Origin of the sequence: Sulfitobacter sp. EhC04 (assembly GCF_001650875.1) — a bacterium.
Classification (GTDB): Bacteria; Pseudomonadota; Alphaproteobacteria; order Rhodobacterales; family Rhodobacteraceae; genus Sulfitobacter.
The window spans coordinates 162,695-186,439 of the sequence record NZ_LXYI01000017.1; the positions used below are offsets into that span (position 1 = coordinate 162,695).

19 protein-coding genes are annotated in these 23,745 nt (G+C 62.2%); 5 read left to right on the plus strand and 14 right to left on the minus strand.

All coding sequences use genetic code 11. The features are described from left to right. Positions 1 to 10 precede the first annotated feature (10 nt). The 3 genes from A8B82_RS09050 to A8B82_RS09060 all read left to right on the plus strand — a co-directional run bounded on the left by A8B82_RS09050 (position 11) and on the right by A8B82_RS09060 (position 5,807). Positions 11 to 871, plus strand: coding sequence for a M15 family metallopeptidase (locus A8B82_RS09050; protein WP_235604651.1), 861 nt, complete (start codon positions 11 to 13; stop codon positions 869 to 871). A 3-nt stretch (positions 872 to 874) separates the two neighbouring features. After that, positions 875 to 3,325: an ImcF-related family protein gene (locus A8B82_RS09055; protein ID WP_067291032.1), complete on the plus strand. Its 2,451-nt coding sequence runs from the start codon at positions 875 to 877 to the stop codon at positions 3,323 to 3,325. Between the two features lie 169 nt (positions 3,326 to 3,494). Next, positions 3,495 to 5,807, plus strand: a complete 2,313-nt coding sequence (locus tag A8B82_RS09060; protein WP_082899207.1) for a type VI secretion system Vgr family protein — start codon at positions 3,495 to 3,497, stop codon at positions 5,805 to 5,807. A 9-nt stretch (positions 5,808 to 5,816) separates the two neighbouring features. Here A8B82_RS09060 and tagF read toward each other — a convergent pair whose 3' ends face one another. Genes tagF through tssA form a run of 13 tightly spaced genes read right to left on the minus strand, consistent with a single transcriptional unit; the run spans position 5,817 to position 21,817 of the window. Then, the gene (tagF, locus tag A8B82_RS24780) at positions 5,817 to 6,290 is read right to left on the minus strand and encodes a type VI secretion system-associated protein TagF (protein WP_067291035.1); all 474 of its coding nucleotides are present in this window, start codon (positions 6,288 to 6,290) and stop codon (positions 5,817 to 5,819) included. A gap of 5 nt (positions 6,291 to 6,295) precedes the next feature. After that, positions 6,296 to 9,841 (minus strand): type VI secretion system membrane subunit TssM, encoded by a 3,546-nt coding sequence (gene tssM / locus A8B82_RS09070; RefSeq protein WP_067291037.1) that lies wholly within the window; start codon positions 9,839 to 9,841, stop codon positions 6,296 to 6,298. Positions 9,842 to 9,844: 3 nt separating this feature from the next. Continuing rightward, a complete protein-coding gene (gene icmH, locus A8B82_RS09075; protein WP_067291040.1) occupies positions 9,845 to 11,194 on the minus strand; it encodes a type IVB secretion system protein IcmH/DotU in 1,350 nt (449 codons plus the stop codon). Between the two features lie 4 nt (positions 11,195 to 11,198). Beyond that, on the minus strand, positions 11,199 to 12,533 hold the full coding sequence (tssK, locus tag A8B82_RS09080) for a type VI secretion system baseplate subunit TssK (protein WP_067291043.1): 1,335 nt from the start codon (positions 12,531 to 12,533) through the stop codon (positions 11,199 to 11,201). A gap of 15 nt (positions 12,534 to 12,548) precedes the next feature. Beyond that, positions 12,549 to 13,007: a type VI secretion system lipoprotein TssJ gene (tssJ, locus tag A8B82_RS09085; protein ID WP_082899209.1), complete on the minus strand. Its 459-nt coding sequence runs from the start codon at positions 13,005 to 13,007 to the stop codon at positions 12,549 to 12,551. A gap of 1 nt (position 13,008) precedes the next feature. Next, positions 13,009 to 14,433 (minus strand): type VI secretion system-associated FHA domain protein TagH, encoded by a 1,425-nt coding sequence (gene tagH / locus A8B82_RS09090; protein ID WP_067291046.1) that lies wholly within the window; start codon positions 14,431 to 14,433, stop codon positions 13,009 to 13,011. Beyond that, entirely contained in the window at positions 14,430 to 15,491 is a 1,062-nt protein-coding gene (tssG, locus tag A8B82_RS09095; protein ID WP_067291048.1) for a type VI secretion system baseplate subunit TssG, read from the minus strand. Before tssG ends, tagH begins: the two co-directional genes overlap by 4 nt. Continuing rightward, entirely contained in the window at positions 15,455 to 17,332 is a 1,878-nt protein-coding gene (tssF, locus tag A8B82_RS09100; RefSeq protein WP_067291051.1) for a type VI secretion system baseplate subunit TssF, read from the minus strand. Before tssF ends, tssG begins: the two co-directional genes overlap by 37 nt. Continuing rightward, positions 17,332 to 18,057, minus strand: coding sequence for a type VI secretion system baseplate subunit TssE (locus tag A8B82_RS09105; protein WP_067291053.1), 726 nt, complete (start codon positions 18,055 to 18,057; stop codon positions 17,332 to 17,334). Before A8B82_RS09105 ends, tssF begins: the two co-directional genes overlap by 1 nt. 21 nt (positions 18,058 to 18,078) lie before the next feature. Next, a complete protein-coding gene (locus tag A8B82_RS09110) occupies positions 18,079 to 18,564 on the minus strand; it encodes an Hcp family type VI secretion system effector (protein WP_067291056.1) in 486 nt (161 codons plus the stop codon). Between the two features lie 29 nt (positions 18,565 to 18,593). Next, complete coding sequence (tssC, locus tag A8B82_RS09115) at positions 18,594 to 20,102, minus strand: type VI secretion system contractile sheath large subunit (protein WP_067291058.1); 1,509 nt, start codon at positions 20,100 to 20,102, stop codon at positions 18,594 to 18,596. Between the two features lie 2 nt (positions 20,103 to 20,104). Then, positions 20,105 to 20,650 carry a type VI secretion system contractile sheath small subunit gene (gene tssB / locus A8B82_RS09120; protein ID WP_067291061.1) on the minus strand — a complete coding sequence of 182 codons (546 nt, stop codon included), beginning with the start codon at positions 20,648 to 20,650 and terminating at the stop codon, positions 20,105 to 20,107. 24 nt (positions 20,651 to 20,674) lie between these two features. Further along, positions 20,675 to 21,817, minus strand: coding sequence for a type VI secretion system protein TssA (tssA, locus tag A8B82_RS09125; RefSeq protein WP_067291063.1), 1,143 nt, complete (start codon positions 21,815 to 21,817; stop codon positions 20,675 to 20,677). Positions 21,818 to 22,051: 234 nt separating this feature from the next. On the opposite strand from tssA, the gene A8B82_RS09130 reads away from it, so the two are divergent. Continuing rightward, positions 22,052 to 22,480, plus strand: a complete 429-nt coding sequence (locus A8B82_RS09130) for a DUF6484 domain-containing protein (RefSeq protein WP_067291066.1) — start codon at positions 22,052 to 22,054, stop codon at positions 22,478 to 22,480. After that, the gene (locus A8B82_RS09135) at positions 22,480 to 22,827 is read left to right on the plus strand and encodes a hypothetical protein (protein ID WP_067291069.1); all 348 of its coding nucleotides are present in this window, start codon (positions 22,480 to 22,482) and stop codon (positions 22,825 to 22,827) included. Before A8B82_RS09130 ends, A8B82_RS09135 begins: the two co-directional genes overlap by 1 nt. A gap of 6 nt (positions 22,828 to 22,833) precedes the next feature. Here the strand turns inward: A8B82_RS09135 and A8B82_RS09140 are convergent, their stop codons facing one another. Beyond that, the gene (locus A8B82_RS09140; protein WP_161489438.1) at positions 22,834 to 23,736 is read right to left on the minus strand and encodes a hypothetical protein; all 903 of its coding nucleotides are present in this window, start codon (positions 23,734 to 23,736) and stop codon (positions 22,834 to 22,836) included. Between the last annotated feature and the right edge of the window lie 9 nt (positions 23,737 to 23,745).

A 23,745-nucleotide genomic window follows, 5' to 3' on the forward strand; every position in this document is an offset into this window, starting at 1 on the left:
GCGCGAGGGCATGTTGGTCGGACCCATCATCGTCGCCATCGGGCTTGTCATGGCTGCGATCGCTTTTGCGGTCGTGGGGGCGGTGCTGAAAACCGCCGATGCGACCAGCGAAATCCGCCTGTCACGCAACGAGGCTAGGATCGCGGAACTGGACAGTGAAGTGCAAAGCCTGCGCTCAGAGCTGTCGGATGCACAGACCGAGCTGGCGCGTCTGGCAGAAGAACAGGCAATGGCCGTATCGCGCGCGCCCGTGGCAGACAGCCAGGTGATGGTCGTGACCGCACCAGAAATCACCGGCGAAGACGAGACGGACGACCATCCCGGCATCGAGCAGATGACCGAGGTTGGCACCCTGGACAAATCCGCATTCAACAAAGGGATCACCCAGCCACGCAATCGTGTGATGCTGGACGTGCTGGGGCACCCGCGCAGCAGTTATTCCACGGATTGCCAGTCCGTCACCCAACCCCGACTCAAGTCGTTACTGGAAACCCGTCAGGTCGGGCCGCTTCGGGTAACGATGATCAAACCCGCACTGGAGTCGCTGGAACGCATTCTGGCCCGGCTGAAAGCATCCGAGCCCGAGATCCATGATGCGCTCGGAACCGCGGGCGCGATGTGCGCACGGCTGATCCGGGGATCGCGCAGTTCCGTGTCGAACCATTCCTGGGGCACGGCCATCGACGTCAAGCTCGAAGGCCGACTGGACGGATTCGGGGACGGAGGCACGCAGTTCGGGCTGATCCTACTGGCAGAATTGTTCAACGAGGAAGGCTGGTATTGGGGGGCGACCTACAATCGCGAAGATTCGATGCATTTTGAAGTGGGAGTCGAAACGCTGCGCCGCTGGCAAGCGGAAGGCAAGCTCTGACCAATGGCGCGTGGCCCGACATCCCCCCCGACGACAACCGCATTCGACCAGGCGGCGCGGCCCGTATTGGACTGGATCGGCATGTTTGACCGACATGCCCGGCACGATGTGCGCGAGATCGTCGATGAGGCAGCGCGCGAGCTGAGATCATTCGAAAAGGCTCTGACCCGTGCGGGGATACCCGCCCATGCCGTCAAACCGGCGCGATTGGCACTGGCCGTTCTGATGGATGGGCAGGCACGGTCGACAAAGGGGCTGCCATTGGGGCAGTGGTCGGTGCTGGCAACCCGGCAGCTGTTCGAAGGCCACGACATGACGATGGCGCGGATCAGGGATTTTCGGGAAACCGCAATTAAAAACGGTGCGGAATTCGCCGACCTTGCTGCATTTCTGGGTCGGATGATCGACCGTGCCGAGGTCCGCCGCCACGGCCACCGCGCCCGCGCATCTGGCGGCTGGGGCTGGAAAGTGGCGGTTTTCGTCACCGTGCTGGCACTTGGTCTGGGCGGATATGCGGTCTTTCTGGAGTATCGGTTCCATGCGGCGCTGCGGGCGGCCTTTGACGCCGAGGCACTGGAGATAGGTCTGGACCGGCCGCAGGAAGGCCCCGAACTGGTGCGCAGGCTTGACGCGATGAAGGCGGCGGCAGACCGTGTGGCCGAAGCGGCGGCGCGGGCGCCGCTGAAGCGGGCGATCCGATTGCCGTTACTGGACAGCGAGACCCACGCGACCGACACCTATCGTGCCGCTGTGAACGCGCAGGTGCCGGCCTCCATCGCAGGCGGCATCGAAACGGTGCTTGCGACCGAAGGAGATGGATTGAACCTTTACGATGCCTTGCGGGCCTGGGCGGTGCTTGCGGGGGACGATACATGGCATCCGGCCTGGCTTGCCGGGTGGCTGACCGACCACGGCGGCGCGCTGGGTCTGGACGGGTTGGCGCGTCATGTGGGTGCATTGCAGGGTCCGATCGTTGATTTGGTGCCGCAGGATCCGGTGGTGATGGATCAAGCGCGCGCCTTTGCCACTGAACCGGCAGAACCTGCAAGGGCCTGGCTGGAACTGAAACGCGCTCCGGAAACAGCCGCGCTGGCGTGGTGGTATCCGGATGTGGCAGTGCCCGGCATGGCAGTGGTTCTCGTGCGGCGGTCGGGGGTGGAGGTGACGACCCCCCTGCCCGGTCTCTTCACTGCAAAGGGATGGGATTATGCACGCGATTTCGGGATCGGCGGGGCAGTACAGAAGGCCCGTGCAATGGCACCTGTCGTCACCGGACAGGCCCTGCCAACCGAAAACCGGTCGCCCGACCTGCTGGCCGACCGGCTGTTGAACGAAACCGTTGCTGTCTGGCAGGCGTGGCTGGCCGACCTGCGCGTGCGTCCTTTCGCTCAGCGCGAGACGGCAATTCTGGTGTCCGGCGCGCTGGCGCAGAACAATGACCCGATCAGCAGGTTGTTGCGCGAGGTCTGGGTGCAGGTCGGCGGCGAGGATCGCACGCGCAGTCACGCCCAACAGTTGCGGCTGGCGACGGTATTCGGTCCGACGATCCAGTATCTTGATCAGGGCCGCATGGCCGAGATTGCGCGGCTGTTTTCGACGCTGAACGTGGCGCTGGGAGCGATCGACGTAAACCGCAAGCGCGGCACTGAACGGTTGATGTCGGTGCAGGATCGGGCGCGGTCCATCGCGGCGCTGGGTGCGGCCCCCCGGATCATCGTGCAGATTGCCGAGGATGTGCTGGCCCAGTCCAGCCTGCCCGAGGCAGACAGCGGTGACGATCCGCTGACGCGGGTCTGGCAGCGCGAGGTATTTCCGCTGTGCCGCGACGGTGTGATGGGCCGATATCCTTTCGGCCCCGGGGCGGACGCGGCGCTGGCGGATGTCACGGCGCTGTTCGGTCCGCAGGGCGTGATGACGACGTTCCTTCAAAGCACGGCGCGACCGTTTCTGGAAACCGGCGAAAGCCCGTGGCGCTGGAAACCGGAGGCGCGGTTTGCGGGGCTAAACCTTGAAAGTGCGGTGTTTCTCGAACGGGCCGCGGCGATCTCTCGGGGGCTGTTCAACGACGCGGGCGAGATGCGGCAGGATTTCACGCTGAGCGCGCTGGCAGAACGCGGGCAGACCCTGTTTGCCATCGGCGGAGAGGCCGCCCCGGTGCGTGCCAGCGGCGAAACTGCAACGCTAAGCTGGCCAGGCCCCGCGCCGCAGGCCGGTGTCGAGGTCAGCTTTCGCGAATCCGCCGATGCGGCTCGGATACAGCAACCGGGACCATGGGGCCTGCTGCGGTTGGTCGACGGGGTACGATTGCGGCTGCGCGACGACGGCGCGCGGGTATTGCTGGATTTGCGCACCACGTCTGGCCGCGTCTTTCTGAACATGTCGTTCACGGAACCAGTGAATCTGATATCCGCCCGCCGCATATTGAGCGAATTCTCCTGCCCGCCGACACTTTGAACATTTCCCGCCCTTTGCCTTTCAACCTGCGCGATGGCACGGCCGGTCCGGCGGGCGCGCAGGTCCCTGGATACTTGCTATTTCGGACAAGGTGCAAAATGCTGTATACTGACCAGGTTCCTTTTCATTTCGTTCATATATTCAACGCACTGACCAAAGGAGACCCAAGATGTCTTCGGATCGCTTTACGATTTTAAAAACACCGCTGCCCGACCGCGACGGCGAACCCGCGCTTCTGTTCGCGAAGATGAGCGGCGAGGACGCAATTTCCTCGCCCTTCCGGTTCGAGTTGACGTGTCATACCTCCGACCCCGATATCGTTGCCAACGACCTGCTGGGGGAACCCGTCAGCGTAGACGTGCTGCGGGCGGGTACAACCGACGAATACCGATATTTTCACGGGCTGGTCGACGAATTCTCGTTTCAGGATCTCAGCGTCAGCGAAGGGTTCTATGTCTACCGCCTGGTGCTGCGCCCGGCGGTATGGTTTCTGGGTCGGCAGTTCGACAACCGCATCTTTCAGCACAAAAGCGTGCCCGAGATCGTCGAGGAGGTGCTGGGTGAGGCTGGCGTCACCGACTACAGGCTGGACCTGACCGGAAGCTATCCCAAGCGGGAATACTGCGTGCAATACGGCGAATCCAACCTTGCTTTTGTGCAACGGCTGCTCGAACACGAGGGAATATTCTACTACTTCGAATTTGAAGACGGCAAACATGTCATGGTCATTGCCGACGCCAGCGGCGATCTGGCACCGGTCGGAGATGTGTCAGAGATCAAATATGAACCCGATGCGTCGGTAATTCACCGTAATGTCGGTATCCTGACCGGCATGCGGCGCAGCGACGAGGTGGTGACCGGTGCCTATGCGCAAACCGACTATGACTTCGAGGCCCCCTCGTCCGATTTGATGGCGCTGTCGGAAATGCTCAAGGAACATACCCTCGACGATGCGGAGCAGTACAGCTATCCCGGCACCTACATCGACCACGGGCGCGGCAAGGATCTGGCAGATATCCGGCTTACAGCCCGTCAGGTCCCGGCACACAATGTTCACGCCGTGTCGACAGAGGCGCTGCCGATGGCCGGGGCGATGTTCAAGATAACCGGTGCCACGCGCGAGGCCGAGAATGACAAGTTCTTTGTGCGGGCAATGACATTTGAGGTCGTCGATGCCAATTATTCGGCTGGCGACAGCCGCACGGAAACATCCGGGTTTGTCGCCCACTACAGCCTTTTCCCGCTGTCAGTACCGTTCCATCCCCCCTACGTAACGCCGCATCCGCGCATGCGCGGGCCGCAGACGGCAGTGGTGGTCGGCCCCGCAGGCGAAGAGATTCATACCGACAAACATGCCCGTGTGAAGGTGCAATTCTACTGGGACAGGCTGGGCGGCGACGACGAAAGTTCATCCTGTTTCGTGCGGGTCAGCGCAGCCTGGGCAGGATCGGGATGGGGGTTCATCCAGATCCCCCGGATCGGACAGGAAGTGATCGTGGATTTTCTGGAAGGCGACCCGGATCAGCCGATCATCACCGGCCGGGTGTACAACGCCGAACAGATGCCGCCCTATGATCTGCCTGCAAATGCCACGCAATCGGGGTGGAAATCTAATTCTTCGCCCGGCGGCGGAGGTTGGAACGAGCTGCGTTTCGAGGACAAGGCCGGGTCGGAAGAGGTCTATTTCCAAGCACAGAAGGACCATAACGAACTGGTCAAGAACAACGAGGCGCGTCACATCGGCAATGATTTCAGCGAAGAAGTTGTCAATGACGCGACCCAATGGGTGGGCCACGACCGGACTGAGTCGGTGGACAACAACAAATCCACCACCGTCGGCATCGACCGGACCGTCAGCATCGGCAACAACGACACGGAATCGGTGGGGGTGGACAGGTCGCTTTCTGTCGGGTCGAACGAGACCATCAGTGTCGGTTCCAATTCGACCGAGACGATAGGTGCCAATCACACCCAGACCGTGGGCATGAACCAGGCGGTTACCGTTGCTGTCGCCCGCGTTGACTCTGTGGGTGCGGCGGAAACCCGGACCGTGGGCGCGGTCCAGACCAATACCATCGGTGCCTCGCGCAGTGTCACTGTTGGTGCCGGTCAGGATCATACGGTCGGGGCCGGGGACAGTTGGACCATCGCTGCGGATCAGAAAGTGGAGATCGGGGCCGCTCAGTCGGTTGAAATCGCGGCGGACCAATCGGTCAAGGTGGGCGGCAGCATGGCCGAGGCGGTTGCCAAGGATAAATCCGCCACGATCGGGGAAAACCAGAGCATCGAAGTCGGCAAGGCCATATCTATCAAAGCGGGAGACGAGATCACTCTGGTCTGCGGCGATGCCAAGTTCCAGATGAAAAAGGACGGGACCATTGTGATCGAGGGCAAGGATATCACGATCAAGGCCAGCGGCGATATCTTTGAAAAGGCGGGCGGTGATATCACCCAGAAAGGCAGCAAGATCAACATGAACTGATGCCTGTCGTCAGGCCCCAAAAAGGCGCGTGATCACCGCTTCCGGCCCTTCCGGGGGGGCCCCGCGTTGCCAGAGGGCGGGCGGTGCCAGCGCAGGTGCCCCGGATTGCGGTGACGGGATGTCGGCCAAGCCAGCAATAAGGTCATCGGCGGACCTGGCATTCCGCAACACGGAACATACCTGATTTGCCCAACGGTCCGCTTCAGCCAGAGCCGCGGCATTCAAACCGGCACATGCCGCTATTGGAAAGGCACGATCTGCCGCATCCCGGCTTGGCAAAATACACAACAGCAAATCGCCATTTGGCCCCTTGATGACCCCCCGTAACCCTTCCGCGGGCCAAAGATCAGGCTTCGCCGCATGCTGCGACAGTTTCGCGGTCAGGAACCGATCCAGAACAGGCCGCACCCCAGGCTCCAGCCCGCGGGCGATAAAGTCCCCGGCAGCAGGCAGCTTGCCAAAAAATCCGGTTTTCGGCTGCACCGCGTTCAGAATCCGCGCGGGCAGCTGAAGCCCGAGAACATCGTCAAGTCGAACGGGTTTTCGACCGAGTTGGCCCGCAGGTTGAACTGCGCCGCATATTGCCCCGCAGCAAGCGACAGGTTGAACACCTCTGGCAGGGGTGTCTTTGACAGCCGCCCCTTGCGGATCAACCGCAGGAACGCCCAACTGCCTGTTTCGGACGTGATCAGTTCGGCGGTGCCATCGACCGGCGCGAAGGTCAGCGTGATCATGTTGGTGCCGTCCGGCCCCGGCCAGGTCATCGGCGTCGGCCGCGCCGCCGCGTTGAAGTAACTTAGCACCTGACCATCGACGTTCAGCGTGACCCGGCTGGCATTGCCGCTTAGATCCTTGGGTTCAAGGTTGAAGGCCATGACCGGACCCGCGCCGCCCGGAAAAAGCGCGTCGCGCATGGAACGGGCGTTTTCAAAGGGCCGCAACAGACTGGCGTCCAGCCCGAAATCCGACCGCCACTGCCAGGGGCGCACGGTGGTGTCGATATAGGCCAGCAAATGACTGTCGATGTAGGTGTCGATCAGCCCGCCACGCCCGAACAGGCGTGAGAAATCCAGCGTGTTCACGTCGATCTGGCTGGATTGATCAAACGGATACCGCCCCGATGTGGCAGAGACGCAGAATGGCATGACGTCGGCCCGCCATCTGGCGTTAAGCTGGGCAATCACCGCCTCGCGGGTCACGCTGATGGTGTCACCGGCGATGCCCGCGATCCAGTCGTCGATAGGGTCCGGCAGGCCGTCCGCTTCATTCGCGATGGCCCCGGTCAGTTGCGGCAGCCCCCCCCGTGCCAGCAGCGCCGCCTGTGGATCCGGGCTGGCCGCGACTGTCTGCATTTCGTTCGACAGCGCCGTCAGGGCGGCAACGGCATCGTCCAGCAGCGGCGGCTGGCCATCGACTTCTTCTACGGTGTTGCGGATCGGGGCGAAATGCTGTGACACGGGTGTTCCGGGGGGATCTGGCGGTGGCCCTGCGTCACCGCCGCCAGCACCGAGGATCCGGTTACCCTTTTTCACCAGCTTGCCGATTTTCCCCAGTTTCGACGCCGCCCGCAGTCCGGCAGCCTTGGCTGCATCGTTGCCGCCCTCGCCTTCCTGCACGACCCGTGCCAGATGGGTGTCCTCAACAACCGCCAGCAAAAGCCGTTTCAAAGCGCTGTCGGCAGAAGCGAGATCCTTGAGGTTCTGTCGCGCCTGCACCAGATTGCCGATTGGCGTCAAGCGGATGTCCCGCAGGAACCCGTCCCATTGGGCAATGAAATCATCGTAATAGAGCTTGAGGATATCCGTCTCCAACGTCTCGGTATCGGCTTCACTGCTTTCGGCGCAGCCACCGGCGAATACGGCGCGATCCAGCGTCGCCTGCCCCGCCACGACGGGGACCAAAGGCAGGACGGCGTCGTGAAATCCCTTGTAGGTAAAGGCACCTGGCAGGCCAACGCGCAGGGTCTTTTCAGACAGACGGGTCAGGACACGCGTGCCGTTCGGGCCGGTTTTTTCGGCCGGAATCCAGTCGGGCAATCCGGCCACCGAGGGATCGGCGCGGAGGCTGCGGTAGGCGCGCACGGCCAGAGGAATGGTGCAGATGCTTTCAAGGGCGACCGAAATCAGCGCAGGGTCGGGCTCGATCTTGTTCTCTTCACGCGCCATGCGGGCCAGTGCGTTCAACTGATGGTCGACCGCCTCGTCGGTTGGAAAGGGGTTGATCGGGGCAAAGTCGGGCAACACGGTCTGCCACCAGAGCCCAAGGAAATCCTCGTCGTAGGGGGCCTTGCCGGTCAGCATCTGATAGGATTTCAGCGCGCCCAGCAGGAATTCGGGATCGCGGCTGTGCCGCCACATCGTCGCTTCCAGCAAGGCGACCATGCGCGGCTCAAGGATGTTGCGCAGCGTGTGGTCATAGGTCATGCGCTGGACCTGCGCCAATTCCGGCTCCGCTGTCGGTCCAAGGGCCGTCAACGGTCCGCCCGCGACATCCGTCGAGGCCACCAGCGTTTCATTCGCCGCCTCAAGCGCCAGATTGAGGTCAAGCGGATCGGTGGGGGCTTGCCGCGCGGCGACGTTTGACAGTCGCGCGGAGAGCGCCGTCAGCTGCCGTTCCTGGTCCGTCAGCCCGCCGGAATAGCGCAGGTAGGAAAACAGGAACAACGTGCCAAGAATCATTGTAACCAACACCGATCCGGCCAGTGTGCCACGCCAGATCCAGCGGCGGCGTTCCTCCGCGCGCGGGTCAAAGCGGCCAAGACCCGCCTCGGGGAAAATCACATCGGTCAGCAGATTGCGCAGGAAAAACGACCGCTTTTCGCCGTGGCGGCGCGTCTCGGTCTGTGGCGGGGTCAGGCCCAGCGAACTGACGATGCCTGCCAGCATCCGGTCAATGGGCGATCCTTCCTGAGTGGCGGAGGTAAAATAATAGCCGCGCAACCAGGGGCTTTCCTCGTACCGGCTTTCGCCAAAAACAGCCTCGATCAACACCTTGAGCGGGCCCGTCAACTGATCCATCTGCGACGGGAAACGGAACACTTCGGCGCGTCCCGAAAGCGGCAGATCATCCGATATGCGTGCAACCAGACGTTCCTCCATCGCCACTTGCAGCACCTGCGCCTCGCGTTCGACGGTGACGGTATCGACCCGGTCGGCCGTGGGCAGCGTGGCACCCCAGACCTGTTCGCGTTCGCGCGAATTCAGATCGCCGAAGAACGCCTCGAACCCCGGCACCAGATCAGCCTTGGTGATCATGAGGTAGACCGGCAGGTTCATCTCAAGCTCTTCGCGCAGTTCCGTCAGGCGTTTGCGTATCTCGCGGCCATGTTCGCGGATCGACACGTCGTCGCCTGCCAGTTCCTGCACCGACAGGGTCAGGATGACCCCGTTCAGCGCCCGGCGCCCGCGGTGTTTCTCAAGCAGCTTCAGGAATCCCTTCCATTCTGCCGCATCCGCATCCGGGTCGCTTTGCTGCTGAACGTACCGCCCGGCAGTGTCGATCAGCACTGCGTCCTCGGTAAAGAACCAATCGCAGTTGCGGGTGCCGCCGATGCCTTTCAGATCGTCGGAAAGGTCGATTGGGAAATGCAGACCGGACTGGCGCAGCGCGGTGGTCTTGCCCGTGCCGGGTGGCCCGATGATCAGATACCACGGCATGTCGCGCAGAAACTTGCGCCCGCCCAGCTTCGAGCGTTTCATCTGTTCAAGGATGTCCTGAAACTTGGCATTCACCTCGGCGATGTTTTCCTCTCCGGGGGCCACCTGCGCATCGGGTGGCGGCGCGGCCAGTTCCGACACAAAGGCGCGGTTGGCGCGGGCGGCGCGCAACTGGCGGATCAGCATCGACAGCAGCCACAGAATGATGATCACGCCGATCACCACGATACGCACCATGTCAGAGGCCAGCGGGGCGGCATCGCCAACGCTGATCAGGGGGCCATAGAGCCAGATCAGCGTGCATAGGACGGCGATGCCGATGAAGGTCCACAGCATGCGGGAAAACAGGATGCTCAGTATCTTTTTCAGAAATCCCATCGCTCAGACCTTCTTTTGCAGGACGATCTCTACCCTGCGGTTGCGGGCGCGGCCCTCTTTGGTGTCGTTGCCGGCGATGGGTTCGTGGTGCGCCTTGCCTTCGGAGGCGACCAGATCGGCGGGCACCCCGGCCTGCACCAGGATGTCAGCGATGGTTTTGGCGCGGGCCTCGCTCAGCCCCTGGTTCGACTGGAACGGATTGGACCGCTGGACCGGGACGCTGTCAGTATGGCCGATAACGCGCACCTGTCCGATGAACTCCTGATTTTCGATGATGACCTTGGCAATCGACGCGATCAGCGGCCCATAGCCGTCGTTCAAATCCGCCTTGGCGGACCGGAACACTTCGGGGTTGGATCCCTGCACAACAACCACGGCGATGGACACGTCCTCGCGCCCGGTCAGGGCCGAGGCGGTGTCCTTGGGCGCAGCTTCGGCAAAGAGCGGCAGCAGTTCCAGCACCAGCGGTTCGATGGTCAGTTTCGGCGTGTCGAGCGTTTCGATCACCGGGCGAAAGATTTCCGCCCGTTCCGGCGGCGGCAGAACGCCTGCCAGCGTATAAAGCTGTTCGCCCCGCGCCGAAAGCCGCATGCCGAGCCCGACGTAGATGGCTGTGATCAGCGCAATGGCAATCAGCCCGATGGACCATAGTGGCACGATGAACCGAGCGGGTGTATCGTCGGCGACAACGCCGCGCCAATGCGGCGCAAGCGGCGCATCCTCGGCGTCGCGGTCGCGCAGCAGGCGCGCCATCTGCGTGCGCAGCTGCGACAGCGCCGCCTCGCCCCCGGCACCCGAAACCCGGTGTTTGCCGCGAAACCCCAGCGACAGGCACAGGAACGCCAGCTCCAACAGCTCGGGGTCGCGTTCGGGATATCGCATCAGTTCCTCGATCAGATCGAAGAACCGCTCGCCCGCGTCCACGTTGCCATAGAGCGACACCACAAGCGGCATGCGTGGCCAGCCCGACCTGCCGCCCCACGGTGTATTCAGCGAAATGTCATCCAGCAGTGCAGCGACGAACCACGCGCCCTGATCGGCACGCGACAGCGGTACGCCCGAGGACACCGCATTGTCGCGCGCGTAGGTCAGGTTATCCAGCAGCCGCGCCCGCAGGATGTCCGGTTCTTCCGGCGCTATCGCGTCTTCCAGTTCGGGGGCGAGCCCCAGCAGCGGCGCAAAGGCGTTAACAAAGGGATTATCGTTGGCGCGGGGATCGCGAAGACGCGCCTCGATCCCCGGTGTCGATCCCGGATTGGCAGCGGATCTCCTGGGTTGCGCGTCACGCTTGACGGGCCGTACCCGCGTGCGGCCCGCGTCGTTTTCCAGCCCAAAGGGATCATCACCATTCATAGCGTCACCGGTTTACCGCATAGCAGTCGATTTCAGGTTCCTTCGCCAGATTGCCCGCGACACCCAGCACGAAACCCGGTGCCTCAGCCAGCGACGCGAAATGTTCGGATGTCCGGTCAAGTTCCAGGCACAGCCGGTCGCCGTCATAGGGTATTTCGCGCGGCTGCGAATTCAGCGGCTTGAGCGGTATGCCCGTCAGCTTGGACGTCCAGAGCGCATCGAAATCGTCGGCGGCCCCGACGGTCGCCTGATCGACAAAAATCTTGCGCAGCATCGCCTCGGACATGTCGCCACCGATGCGCAGCACGATGCGGTTTTTTGCGATGATGTTCGGGTTGTCGATCCGCACTGTCCATATGTTGTCGGAATGGCGGCTGACCTTGAGCGCGCGGGCCTTGGGTTCGACATGCCGCAGGCTCAGGACAAGCGACCGCAAGGTGTCGGCCAGCGTGGTAAAGGCAACCTGCGGATCAAGGTGATCGTAGTGGGGCAGATCACCCAGCCTGCGGGCAGATGCGCCGTAGGTTGCAAGTTGTCCGGCCAGTCCCGACAGTTCCAGAAACAGCGTCGAGGGGTGGATGTTATCCTGCGCGGCCAGATGTGCCAGCCGTTGTCTGGCGCGATTGGCGGCCTCCAGGATCAACAGGTTCTCCATCGACGCGCCCGACCCGCCCAGCACCATCGCGCCATGTGCTTCGGCGATCCGGTCAAGGCCCGCAACAAGTTCCTTGAGCAGCTGTCCGTACCAGGTCACCGCCTCGATCCGCAGTGCGGGGGCCAGAAACCCCGGGTCAATGGCAACCGCACCTTCCGCCGTCAGCCCTTCGATTCGGGTGATCGGCAGGGTTGAATATCCGGCCGTCTCGTCACCAGGCAGCAACAGGCGCGGCGCAGCGCGGGCGACCTCGATCTCTGACGGATCAGCCCCCTCCCGGATCGCATCGCGCGCCGTGATGAAACCACCCCGCCACCGCATGCCGGATGGCGTCGCATGGGCCGCGTCGATTTCCGATGCCCCGGCACTTTCGGCAGGCAGCCCAAGCGACACCAGACCTGCCGCCGTGTCCGCCGTGACGGTAACCGGCGCAATGTCGACGCTGTGATCCGGAACCGAGAGAAAGGTGCCGTCAGGCAGGATCGCCTCTGCCGCCAGCAGTGCGACCTGTCCCGCTTCGAGCGCAACAGGGTCGATTTCGATGCGGCCAAAGCCGACGCTTTGCAGCGGCATGGCATCGACGGCCCGGCGCACCAGCCATTCGGTGTGCCGGTCCTGCTGTTGCAGGTGCTGGGTGCGCAGGAACAATCCCTCGGACCAGACGACCTTGTTTCTGTCAGTCATTGACGGTCATGCCTTTCAAACGGTGTTCATCGCGATGCCGCCCGAACCGACGCTGATCATCAGGCCCTGATCGGCTGCGGGTGCGGCGATCTTCTTGCGCACAGTCTTGCCGGTGGGGGATCGGAATCCGGCGGTAACGCCAATCACCGTCGCACCCGGCTGCACCGCAATCATCCTGGACACGACGGCACCTGGGGCCAGCACGATCTGATCCGCCTTGATCAGTTCTCCACCGATTGCAGCCTGCGGGTTTTGTAGCGCAAAGATATCAGCCGTGTCGAAATTGCCCGACCCGGACATTTGCAGCACGGTCAGCGTCACCGGGCGGTCCGATCCGTCCGGTCCGGTGTTCATGCCCGCCTGCGCCTGGGCACTGATGCTCAGCACCGGGGCTGCGGATTCCATGCAGCCCGACAGGGACAATGCCCCTATGGCGCTGCCGCTTAGCAGGAAAGTACGGCGTTCGATAATCATGTCACGATCTCCCTTCGTTTTCATAAGCATCCCTGAAATCAGCGCCAACCTCGCCCAGGAACCGTTCTTCGGCGGCCTCGGCGATTTCCTTGTAGCGCTCCTTGTACAGTTGCCAGAGTTTGGCACTGCGCCCGCCTGCAATCAGTGTTTCAAGCAGGCCGGTGTCTTCCATTTCTTTTTCGATCTCGGCGGGATCAAAGCTGTCGATCATCCGGCGAAGCGCGGTCTGAAGCGCTGTCCATGTCCGCACCTGGTGATCGGTCAGATCGCGAAATGCCCATGCCACCGCATCCTCGGGCGACAGATAGCCTTCGCCGCGCGGTTGCAGCAATGATACCAGACCATCGTCGGTTGTCGCCAGAAACTTCAGCGGATTGACGTTTGCGCTGGCGATCACCGTCTGGGCGACCCGAACCCGCTGTTTTTCCTGCGCGCGCGTCCGCAAAAGCAGCATCACCCCGTCGACGAGACCGCGCAGGCAGCGTCCGATCCGCTCCATCTCCTCTTCTGCATCGCCGGGGGGCAGGCGCGACGGGTCCACGCCCATGCCGCGAAAGAAGGCCGCGCGCAGGGCGGCGTCATCCGCGCCGGACGTGACGGAGTGTTTTTCGGGCGCAGGTGCCTGTCCGGCGGTTTCGGACGGTTTCGGCACCTGTGGCGCAGCCGTCTCTTCCTGTTCGAAGGGGTCGCGGGCAGGCAGTTGCGCAGCGGCGTCAGAGCTTTCCTTTGTCGGTTTGACGCTGTCCAGCTCCGGCATCCAGGTATTGGCCTCGGGTTCCTCTTCGCTGGGGGGAGCGGCGTCGAAATAGCTGCCGGATTTTCGGGGTTGCGCATCGGATGCGCCAGCCTTGCCCGACGGCTGTGGCGCATCATCGCGCGCACCGCGCAGGTCGAGTTCGAACGGGTCGCGGCGATCAAGTGGCGGCGGCTCGCGGACCGGTTCGCGCGACCGTTCGGTCACGCGGTTGTCTGACCGGACGCCAAATACATCCGGCAGCTCGGCTGGCCGTTCGCGCACTGGCTCTTCCGGCGTCTCATCCGCCCCGAACTCAAACGAAAACACCCCGGCCCCGGATCGCTCTGGCGGCTTGGCCGGGGTCTTGTCCCGCGTGGTCACGGCCTCGACACGCAGCACGAAATTGCCCAGATGCAGACGCATCCCCGGCTCCAGCGGGGCAGAGTTTCCGGCCCCCAGAGGGTTGGCCGCATTGTCGATAAACACCCCGCCCGAAGAGGCATCCGTCACCATGACGCGCCCGTCTTCTTCGGTCAGGATCGCATGTTGACGCGACACGAACATGTCGGGATCGATCAATTGCCAGTCCGCATCGTCGCTGCGCCCGATCATCAGCTTGCCGCCGCTGTAGATCTTTTCCTTTTCGGCCTGCGCATGGGGCGCGCTTTCAAGAACCAGTCGCAGGGTCATGCCGCCCCCCTTTCGTTCTGAGCAGGCGCTTCGCGGTCGCCAATGTTTCCGAATGTCAGGTCTTCGGCACCCTTCGCGCCGTCAGGGGCCAGCCAGGATGTCCGGTCCAGCCGGGTAACACCAAGCTGCGCAGCGGGCACCTCGCCCGCCGCCAGAACAAGCCGCACGGAATAGGCCGTTTCACGACCCCCGGCGAAAAGGACAGCATGGCGCAACCGCTCCCAGGCTGCGATGTCTTCCAGAAAGGTGGCGAATTGGGCATAGGTCAATGGGCCAAGCCTGATCTCTGCCTGTCCGGCCCGGTCAAAGAAACGCGCCCCTGCAACGGCACCGACATTCAGCCCGGCGTGGGCCGATCCGATCCGGGTTTGCAGGTGTGATGGGATCTCGACCCAAAGGCCGACGAATTCCTCCAGCGCCACCGGAACGCCCAGCACGGTCTGAAGGAATGCGCACAGCCGTTCCGGGCTGCGCGCCTCAAGCGCGAGCGAGGTGGCATGGTGCAGCTTGGCCCCGTCCAGCCGCTGATCGCCGGTCACGGTGCCTGGCAGCCCCAACCCGGCAAGGGCACGCATCAGCGCCGTGACACGTCCGCCATCGCCATGCGCCACATGGACTTCGGCCCGCGCATCTGCCCAGGCCCGCCAATACAATGCGATGATCCTGTGTTGCAGCATATTGATGAAATCGAGAAACGCGGTGTCCGAGGTCGCCCCTTCGCTGTCGCCCGCAAACCAGCGGTTCGACATCCGCATCATGATCCAGCGGGTCATGTGCAGCGGCATCGGTCCCTCGGGGCCGATCAGACCCAGTACATTTTCCTGAACCTGCGCTGGCTTGTCGTCAGCGCCGGGGGTCAGGCTGATGACATCGCCAGCGGCAAAGCCAAGGCGCGGCGATTGGCCCAGCCGCGCAGGTTCATTGTCCGCGCCCCCTGCCCGGCCAAAGCGCAGCGTTTCAGTTTCCAACTGCCGCAACAGTTCGAAGAAATCCATTCGGGTGGCTGCTTTGGCCAGCGCAGTCAGATCTGCGCGCGGGTGCCGGGCGTCATCGGCCATGATATCTCCGTCTGGGTCTGTGAAAGCCGCGTGCGGGTGCGCACGAACGAATTGATGCCAGTATGGCGCGTGAACAGCTGTGCCAGCAACGCGGACAGCAACAGGCGGCTGCCCCCTGACAGGACGGTATCATCGACGTCCAGCGTGATCTCCGTACCATGCCCAAAGCAAACCGGGCCGGGCCGGGCGATACGTTCGATCAGACGTGTTGAAGATACCCGTGTCACCGACTGCCCGTGTCGCGCAAGGTTCGGATCGCCACGCCCGGCGTATAGCTGGATCAGCGCACGCAAGGGTTCGGCGTCCTTTTCGTCGGCGGCCAGCGAGATGTGGTTCAACGACAGCTGCGATATCCAGCGCCATGTCAGATCGTCCAGCTGCGATTCGCCGGCGGCACCGGACGGCAGCGTGGCGCGCAGACTGGGCCGGGGTCTGCGCATCGGGCGCAGCAGGTCGATCTCGGTCACGGGGTCGCCTGTTTCGAGGGTCAGGCGCGGCGTGTCGTCCAGAATAGGCAGGTCGCGGTTGGTGCAGAGCGCCCTGATATCAAGCCGCCGGATCGGTTTCGCATCGCGTCGGTTGGCCGGGCGCGCGACGGAAACATAAAAATCGTCGCCGCCATAGCTCGACCGGGTCTGACCCCGGCGCACCTCGTCGGTATTGGGCCTGCGCGGTCGGCGTTCAAAGGCATAGACATGACCGCTGTCTGCCTGTTGCTCGACTGAAAACAGCGGTGTGACCCGTGCGCCCGGCCCCTGCGCATCAGCGTCCTCGACGCGCAGCAGCCGGTAAATCTCGAAATCCCAGGGCCGGGTGCGGTCGGCATGTACCAGATGGCCGGGCCGGTGCGGCGACAGGTCGACAAGATTGCATTCATGCTCGAACAGATTGACGATGGGTGCCGCGAACAGCCGAAAATCATTGGCCTTCACCCCGGACAGGGAGGCGTCGCTGGCGCGTAGCAGCGCGATGACCTCAAGCTGGTTCTTCTCGCACCGCTTGATGGTGTCGCCCAGTCCGGCAAGCCGGGTTGCAAAGAACCGTTCCGGCATCAGGAAATATTCACGCAGCAGGCGGTAGCCCTCGAATGAACTGCGTACCCGGGGCAACAGCGCGTCGTCATCGCCCACGCCGATCATGGCAGGTACCGGGCCGACATTGAACGGTGTTTTCTTGTCGGCCGGGCGCGACAATACCGGCCCACCGAACCCGAACAGGGCATCAAAAATCGCACCGCCTCGTGCGCCTGCACCAAAATAGAGGTCAAGGTCCTTCAGCGACAGTTCCGACAGGCTGCCCGCGCCGCGCCGCTTGATGACGATACGCAGGCCAGCTTCGTGATCGCGCAACTGCGCCTCGGGCACACCAGCCTGTGCCAGGGCCCCGCGATCCTGAAGATATTCCGCACTTGCCAGCATGATCGGCCACAGATGCACGGTTTGGGACGTGGTATAGGTCGCACGTGTCTGCAACCCTTCGCGCAGCGACGCGACAAGCCTGGTACCGCGGCGCACCTTGTGCCCGTCCAGCATCCTGTCGACCTGCGGTCCGGGGGTCAGCGTGGCCATGGTCATCGCCGGGGCAGGTCCGGCCAGATCGGGATACAGCGCGTCCAACAGGTTGCGCACATAGCGAGAGCTTTCGACGTCGATCTTGAGCCGGGTGCGGGCCGCCAGAAACGCCACACCTTCCAGCAAGCGTTCGACGTAGGGGTCAGGACAGGGCACCGAGGTGATCGACAGGTTGCCCGCTACATTGGGATGCAGTGCCGCAAATTCGCCGGCCAGCGACCGGATATGGGTCAACTCATCCTCGTAATATTGTAGGAACGCCTGATCCATCAACGGTCCTCCAGCGCGGTGACGGCCTGTCCGTTGTCCAGGTCGATGGAAGTGGACAGGCGCAATCGTTCGGGCACCGGGGACATCATCAGCATACCGTCGATTTCGATGCGCATGCCGGTTTTGTCGCCCACACGAACACGCACGCGCAGCCCGTCCTTGCGCAGGCGCGGTTCAAAGACCGCCAGCACCTCGCGGATGGTCCGGGCCAGCGCGTCGGTGTCGAAATCCGACCCGATGCGCCCCGAAAACGAGGGCACGCCGTAGTTGACCACGCTGGCGCGCACCTCTGGAAAACCGGCCAGAACGCTGGCCGGATCGGGGTGGTCCAGTGCTTCACGTTCGGTCAGCAAGAATTCCGCCTCCAGCCGCTCGATGTTGAACAACATCTCGATGTCACGCCGCACAGCTTCGCGCAGGACCTCTGGCGTCACCACGATACCGCCATCGGCAAGCCTGCGCCGTTGCGCGTCCCTCGTGATAAGCCGATGCGCCAATGCGCGGCTGTCGTCATCCAGTTCGGGATGCGCCGCGATGGCACGAGGCCCGCCTTCGATCAACGCATCCACCTCTGTCGCGTTCAGCCCCGAGCGGCGCATCAGTTCAGCGTTCAGTCCCTTGGTTTCCGCCTGAAGGCCCGGCAGGTCGTCAACCAGCCGATCCCAGAGCGAGGGCTGAACCGCTTCCTGCAACGCTGCACGGGGCGGGTCACGTTCAACAGACATGCGCGATCCAAGGTCTCAGCGTCAGACTCCTGCCGCCAGGTCGTATTCGATCTCGTGTTCGTCACCAGCCGAGTGATCATCGGCTTGTACGGTGTACTTGATCTTGACCTCCTCGAAAGCCAGACCGACGGATTCCTCCATCACCTGGCCATCCTTTTCACCGACGCCCAGGACCTCGTATTTGGAGATGATGGTGTTCTTGATGGTGATTTCCAGATAATCAAGATGCGCCTCACCACTGTCCTTGCGGACGTAGATCACGATCTCGTCGAACGATTTGGCCTGCATTGCGGCAAGCGCCAGATAGGGAGACGACGCATCATAATATTTGCGTGCGTATATCGACCCGATCTGCGCACGGCTGCGTGACCGCCCCTTGCCGACCTGCGCCGACGCGGCTTGTTCGATGGACCACATCAGATCGTGGATGTCGATCTCGTCCTCGTGATCGGCGCGCTGGGATTCACCGGCAATATCCGGTATCTTCATGTATCCTGTCAAAGGCATGTTGGTTCTCCACTTGGTTCAAGTTGGTCTTACGTCTTGACGGAAGGAAGCTCTGAAACCAGCCGCAAACTCGCGTTGATCCCTTCCAACTGGTAATGCGGGCGCAAGTAGAAACGGGCGTTGTAATAGCCCGGACGCCCCTCAACACTGTCCACCTGCACTTCGGCGGCAGCCAGTGGTCGTTTCGCCTTGGCCTTGTCGTCTGCCATGGCCGGATTGGCCAACACGTAGCGGTTGATCCACTCGCTCAGCCAAACCTGCATGTCAGCGCGTTCCTTGAAGGTCCCCACCTTGTCGCGGGCAATTGCCTTGAGATAATGGGCAAAGCGACTGACCGGAAAGAGATAGGGCAGGTTGGCGGACAGCCGTTCGTTTGCCTGCGCGTCGGGGTCCACCAGGCGGCCTGCACGGGTTTCGTCGTCCTGCAAGGAATGCGCCCCGATAAAGGCGGCCACATCCGTGTTCTTGCGGTGCAGGATCGGCATCAGCCCCAGCTTCGCCAGTTCGGCCTCCCGGCGGTCGTCGATGGCTATTTCGGTCGGGCATTTCATTGCCACGGAACCATCGTCGGTCGGGAAGGTATGGACCGGCAGGTTCATGACCGTACCACCGGATTCCACGCCCCTGATCTGGGTGCCCCAGCCTGAAATCTTGTGGCTGCGGTTGATGTTGACACCCATCGCAAAGGCCGCGTTCATCCAGACATAATTGTCGTGGTTCCCCGCGATGTCCTCTTCGAAATCAAACCCCTTGACCGGGATGGTATCCGCGCCATAGGGCAATCGGCCCAGAACGCGCGGCATCGCCAGCCCGATGTAACGGGCATCTTCGGATTCGCGCAGCGACTGCCAGCTTGCATATTCGGGACTGGACACAATCTGTTCCAACGCCTGAGGGTTGGGCAGCTCCTGCCAACTTTCCATGCGGAACAACTGCGGTGCCGCCGCTGCGATGAACGGCGCATGTGCCGACGCGGCAATGCCCGAGATATTACGCAGCAGGCTGACGTCCTTGGGGTGCTGGCTGAATTCATAGGCCCCGATGATCGCGCCAAAGGGTTCGCCGCCGAACATCGAATACTCATCCGAATAGATTTTCTTGAAGATCGGCGACTGGTCCCACATCTGCCCTTCGAAGTCCTGCAAATGGTCGGCCAGATCGTCCTTGCGGACGTTCAGCACGCGCACCTTCAGCTTCTGGTCCGTCTCGGTGTTGTTCAGCAGATAATGCAACCCGCGCCAGGTTCCTTCCATCTTGGTGACTTCGGGCGCGTGCAGGATCTCGTTCATCTGGGTGGTCAGGATCGAATCTATGCCTGCGATCAGGGATTTGATCGACTTGACCGCATTGCCGGAAATCGCCGTTGTGCCGGACCGTTCCTTGGCCGCCAGCGCGAGGTTCTGGACCAGCGCCTGCAATTTCTCGCCATCGCTGTCCTTGACCCGGAAATCCTTTTCCAGCAGTTCGCTGAATTCTCCCAGATCAAGCGCTTCGGCTTCGGCGGCAGCGCCCCCTTGCTTGAGCTTGTCGTCAGCCATGGTTATGCCCCTTCCTTGTCATCTGATTTGGAGGATTCCATCGCCGCCTCTGCGGCCTGTTGCAGCAGCGGTTCGTTGCTCAGCAACTGCGCGATCCGCTTTTCGGCGTCGACCTTACCGTCCATATAGCCCAGCAATTCCTCCAGCTGGCGCCGCATCTTGAGCAGTTCCGCCAGCGCCGGCACCTGTTCGGCGACCTTGTCGGGTGCGAAATCACCCATGTTCTTGAACTCAAGATCAACGAACATCTCTTCGTCTTTTTCCTCGCCTTCCGCGACGGGCAGCGTGTTGGGCACCCGCGCCTTGACCCGCGGGCTCAAGGCTTCCATGAACTTGTTGAAACGGCCCGCGTCGGTTTCGACGAAACTGCGTTCGCCCAACGGCTTTTTCGCCTCACGGGTTTCGGAATCACCGGCCAGATCGGCCATCACCCCCATCACAAAGGGCAGTTCGATGGTGGTGGGGCTGCCGTAATGTTCGACGTCATAGGCGATCTGGACTCGCGGCGCCCGGTTTCGCTCGATCACTTTCTGCTTACTGTCGGCCATATCGAGATTACCTTTCTGTTGCTGCTATTTCTTGCGTTCTTCTTCCACACCCGCGATGCCGCGGAATTCCTTGAGCCCGGAGGGCGCGATTTCCTCCATCAGCTGTAGAAAATCCATCGCCACCATCCGGCGCATCCGGCGTGCGAGGTGCGGTATCGGGCTGGACGGTTCGGTGCGTTCGTAAAAGGCCACGATCCGGTCCAGGGCCCGTTCAACATCAGTTCTTGAATTTATGTCCCCTGATCCACCATCCGCGCCAGTCATGTATTCCTTACCTGTCTGAGCAGCAGATGCGCCCGTTGAAATGACATCGGCCGGCGCGTCCTCGACGGTATCGGCGGCCTTGTCGGTATCGGCGCGCGCTTTCTCCAGCGTTTCGCGCGCCTTCTCCAGCAGTTCGGTCAGTTCCGGCAGCGCCAGCCCCGGCGCGTCACCGAAACCACCCTTTTCGGCCAGCTTTGCGATCAGCGCCGCCAGCCCCTCCTGGCACTTGCGCAGCGCCGTGATCAGTTCTTCCGCACGTTCGGGTTCTTCTGCCGCCAATTGACGCCCGGCCGCCTTGACCCGGTTCACCCGCTGGCCATGCCGGGCGACCAGAGCATCCTTTTCCGCCTGCCCCAAACCCGACGCCGCCCTGTTCAACACCTCGAAATCGGACAGGGCCGCCTTGGCCAGATCGTCCCCGAGGATTGGCCCGATGCCACGCGGGTTCAGCACGACCGAGAACTTGATATCGCCCAACAGTCCGTTGTCGTCGTTATCAAGCTGGCGCAGCGCATTGGTGCGCGGCAGGGCTGCGGCCACCGGATCGTCGCGTTCCCGCAGTTCCGGGTGCAGGCTGTCCCAATACTGGTCCAGCGTGTCGGTCAGCAGCCCAATGCCATCCTTCAGCCCGGCGAACCCCTGTTCGGCAAAGAGCGCGCGCACCACAACACACAGCAGGCGCAGGTCGCGGCCTTTGGCCGCCAGCGCCAGCGCATCATCGAAAACCGCGTCCCAATCCACATCCGGAGCAGCTTCGTTGATCGAACCGTCGCTGTTCAGACGGTTTTCGCGCGCGGCAGGCTCGATCAATCGCTCCAATGAATGGAATCCGGCCTCGTTTCTAAGCTCGATGCCGGAAGGAGTATCCTCCCCAAGCGGTTCGAGGAGGCGTGTAATATCCATGCCTCGGACCTCAAAAAAATTAATAAACTCACAAGAGTGTTACAGATTACTTCGATTCTTGCAACGATTGCGGTGCCGGGCACATCACTACTGGCAGCCGCGTGGTCGCAGCCTTGTTTCCATCGACAGATCGGCCGTTGGCGTGTTACGATCATGTCGTGCTTTAGCATTAGTCGCCGCTGGCCAATTCTGCCCTCTGTCGCGGATCGACGTCACTCAACACCGGAGAACCCCATGGAACTCAAGGAACAAGTCGACGGTGTCGTGATCGGCCTGTTGCTGGGCTTCGAGGACGGAAAGCCGCTGGTTGTCTATGCTGGCAATCCGGCGGACCATGCCACCCCGGCACGCAGTCTGACGCAGTTGGGTGCAGATGACGCGGGGTCGGAAGTCGCGCTGTTGTTCGAGGATGGCGCGCGCGACCGCCCGCTGATTGTCGGGCGCATCATCGAACCCGTCCGCAGCCCCGAAGAAACCGCGCCAAGGGTGATCCATGACGGACAGACCGTCCGCATCCAGGCTCAGGAACGGATAGAGCTGCGGGTCGGCAAGGCCGCGATCATCATGGAAAAGGACGGCCACATCACCATTCGTGGCACCCATCTTGTCAGCCATGCCTCGGCCAGCAACAGGATCCGCGGCGGGTCCGTCAACCTGAACTGATGACGGTCCCCGTCCTCAAGGACATCCTGCGCCAGCACGCCGAAGAGGCGGCACATCTGTGGTGTGTCTATGACTGGCACCTGCTGCACCCGGACGAAAACCCCGATATGGATGAGGAACGGCTGGCGCGGTTGATGGACCGCCTCGATGCGCATCTGGACGGGTTGCGCGTGGCGGGCAAGCACGGCCAGCGCATCGCGCAGGACCGCTATGACGAATTTCCCGAAGCGGGCGAATTGTTCGTTCTGCGCATGCTGCAACCGGCAGCGGCAAAGATAACCGTTGAAACGCTGGATCTGGATGCGGTGCGGGAATATCTGGCGTCAATGTTGCCGTCAGCAATTTAGGCATCATCACACAACCGCGATCTGGTTGATCCTTGTCCAGGCTTCGCCATCGAAGCGCAGCACATCCTTCTCGCCAAGGCTCCAAAGCACGTTCTCTCCTTTGCCGAGGTTGTAAAACGTCTTGGCCAGCATCATCGCTTCGGGCACTGGCACGAATCCGTCTTCGGGGGTCCAGGTCAGCAAAGCGCGGGTCATGGCGCAATAGATATTACCCCGGAAATCCTGAAGTCCCCAGATATCTCTGATCGGGCTTGGCGGCGTGAAGAGGACAAATTCGTCGCGACGGCCCTTCGCCATGATCCCGCTGATGCCGCCCACATATACAAAACCATCATCGGCACAGATGATGCTGATGAAAGCCAGATTTGTCGCGCATTGCACCGGCGTCCAGACGGAACCATCATACCACCAGATCACGCCATCACGGCCTGCCGCGTAAATCTCGGTCCCGGAATATCCGGCTATCGCTTCGAGATGGTTCTTGGGAAATTCCTCGCGCATGCCGTCGCCCGGTCCGAATTCAATCCAGTTGTCCGGACCCAAACGCCGGTAAACACGCAAGTTGGCACCGCAGGCGACGATATCCGGTCCCGCCGCTGTAACGCCCCGCACGGGTCTTTCATCCGGATCAATGGTTTCAAGCGTTGTGGCACCATCTTCGAAAATCACTGCTTCGGCATACTGCCCAACTGCGATGCGCGTCTTTCCAGCGTTGGCATAGGTCAGAGCAGAGACCTCAAAATCAAAGTAACCCAATTCTGTCGCCTGCGTTGGGGTCAATTCATAGATCGCGGCATGCGGGTTCTCGAAATCAAGTGCAAATTCATCGACGACAAGTCCAAAGAAGGCCTCATCGTCGTTGCGCACGGCGGCCCGCGTCAAAGACGTTGATTCAAGGATTGGCCTCATTTGTCATCT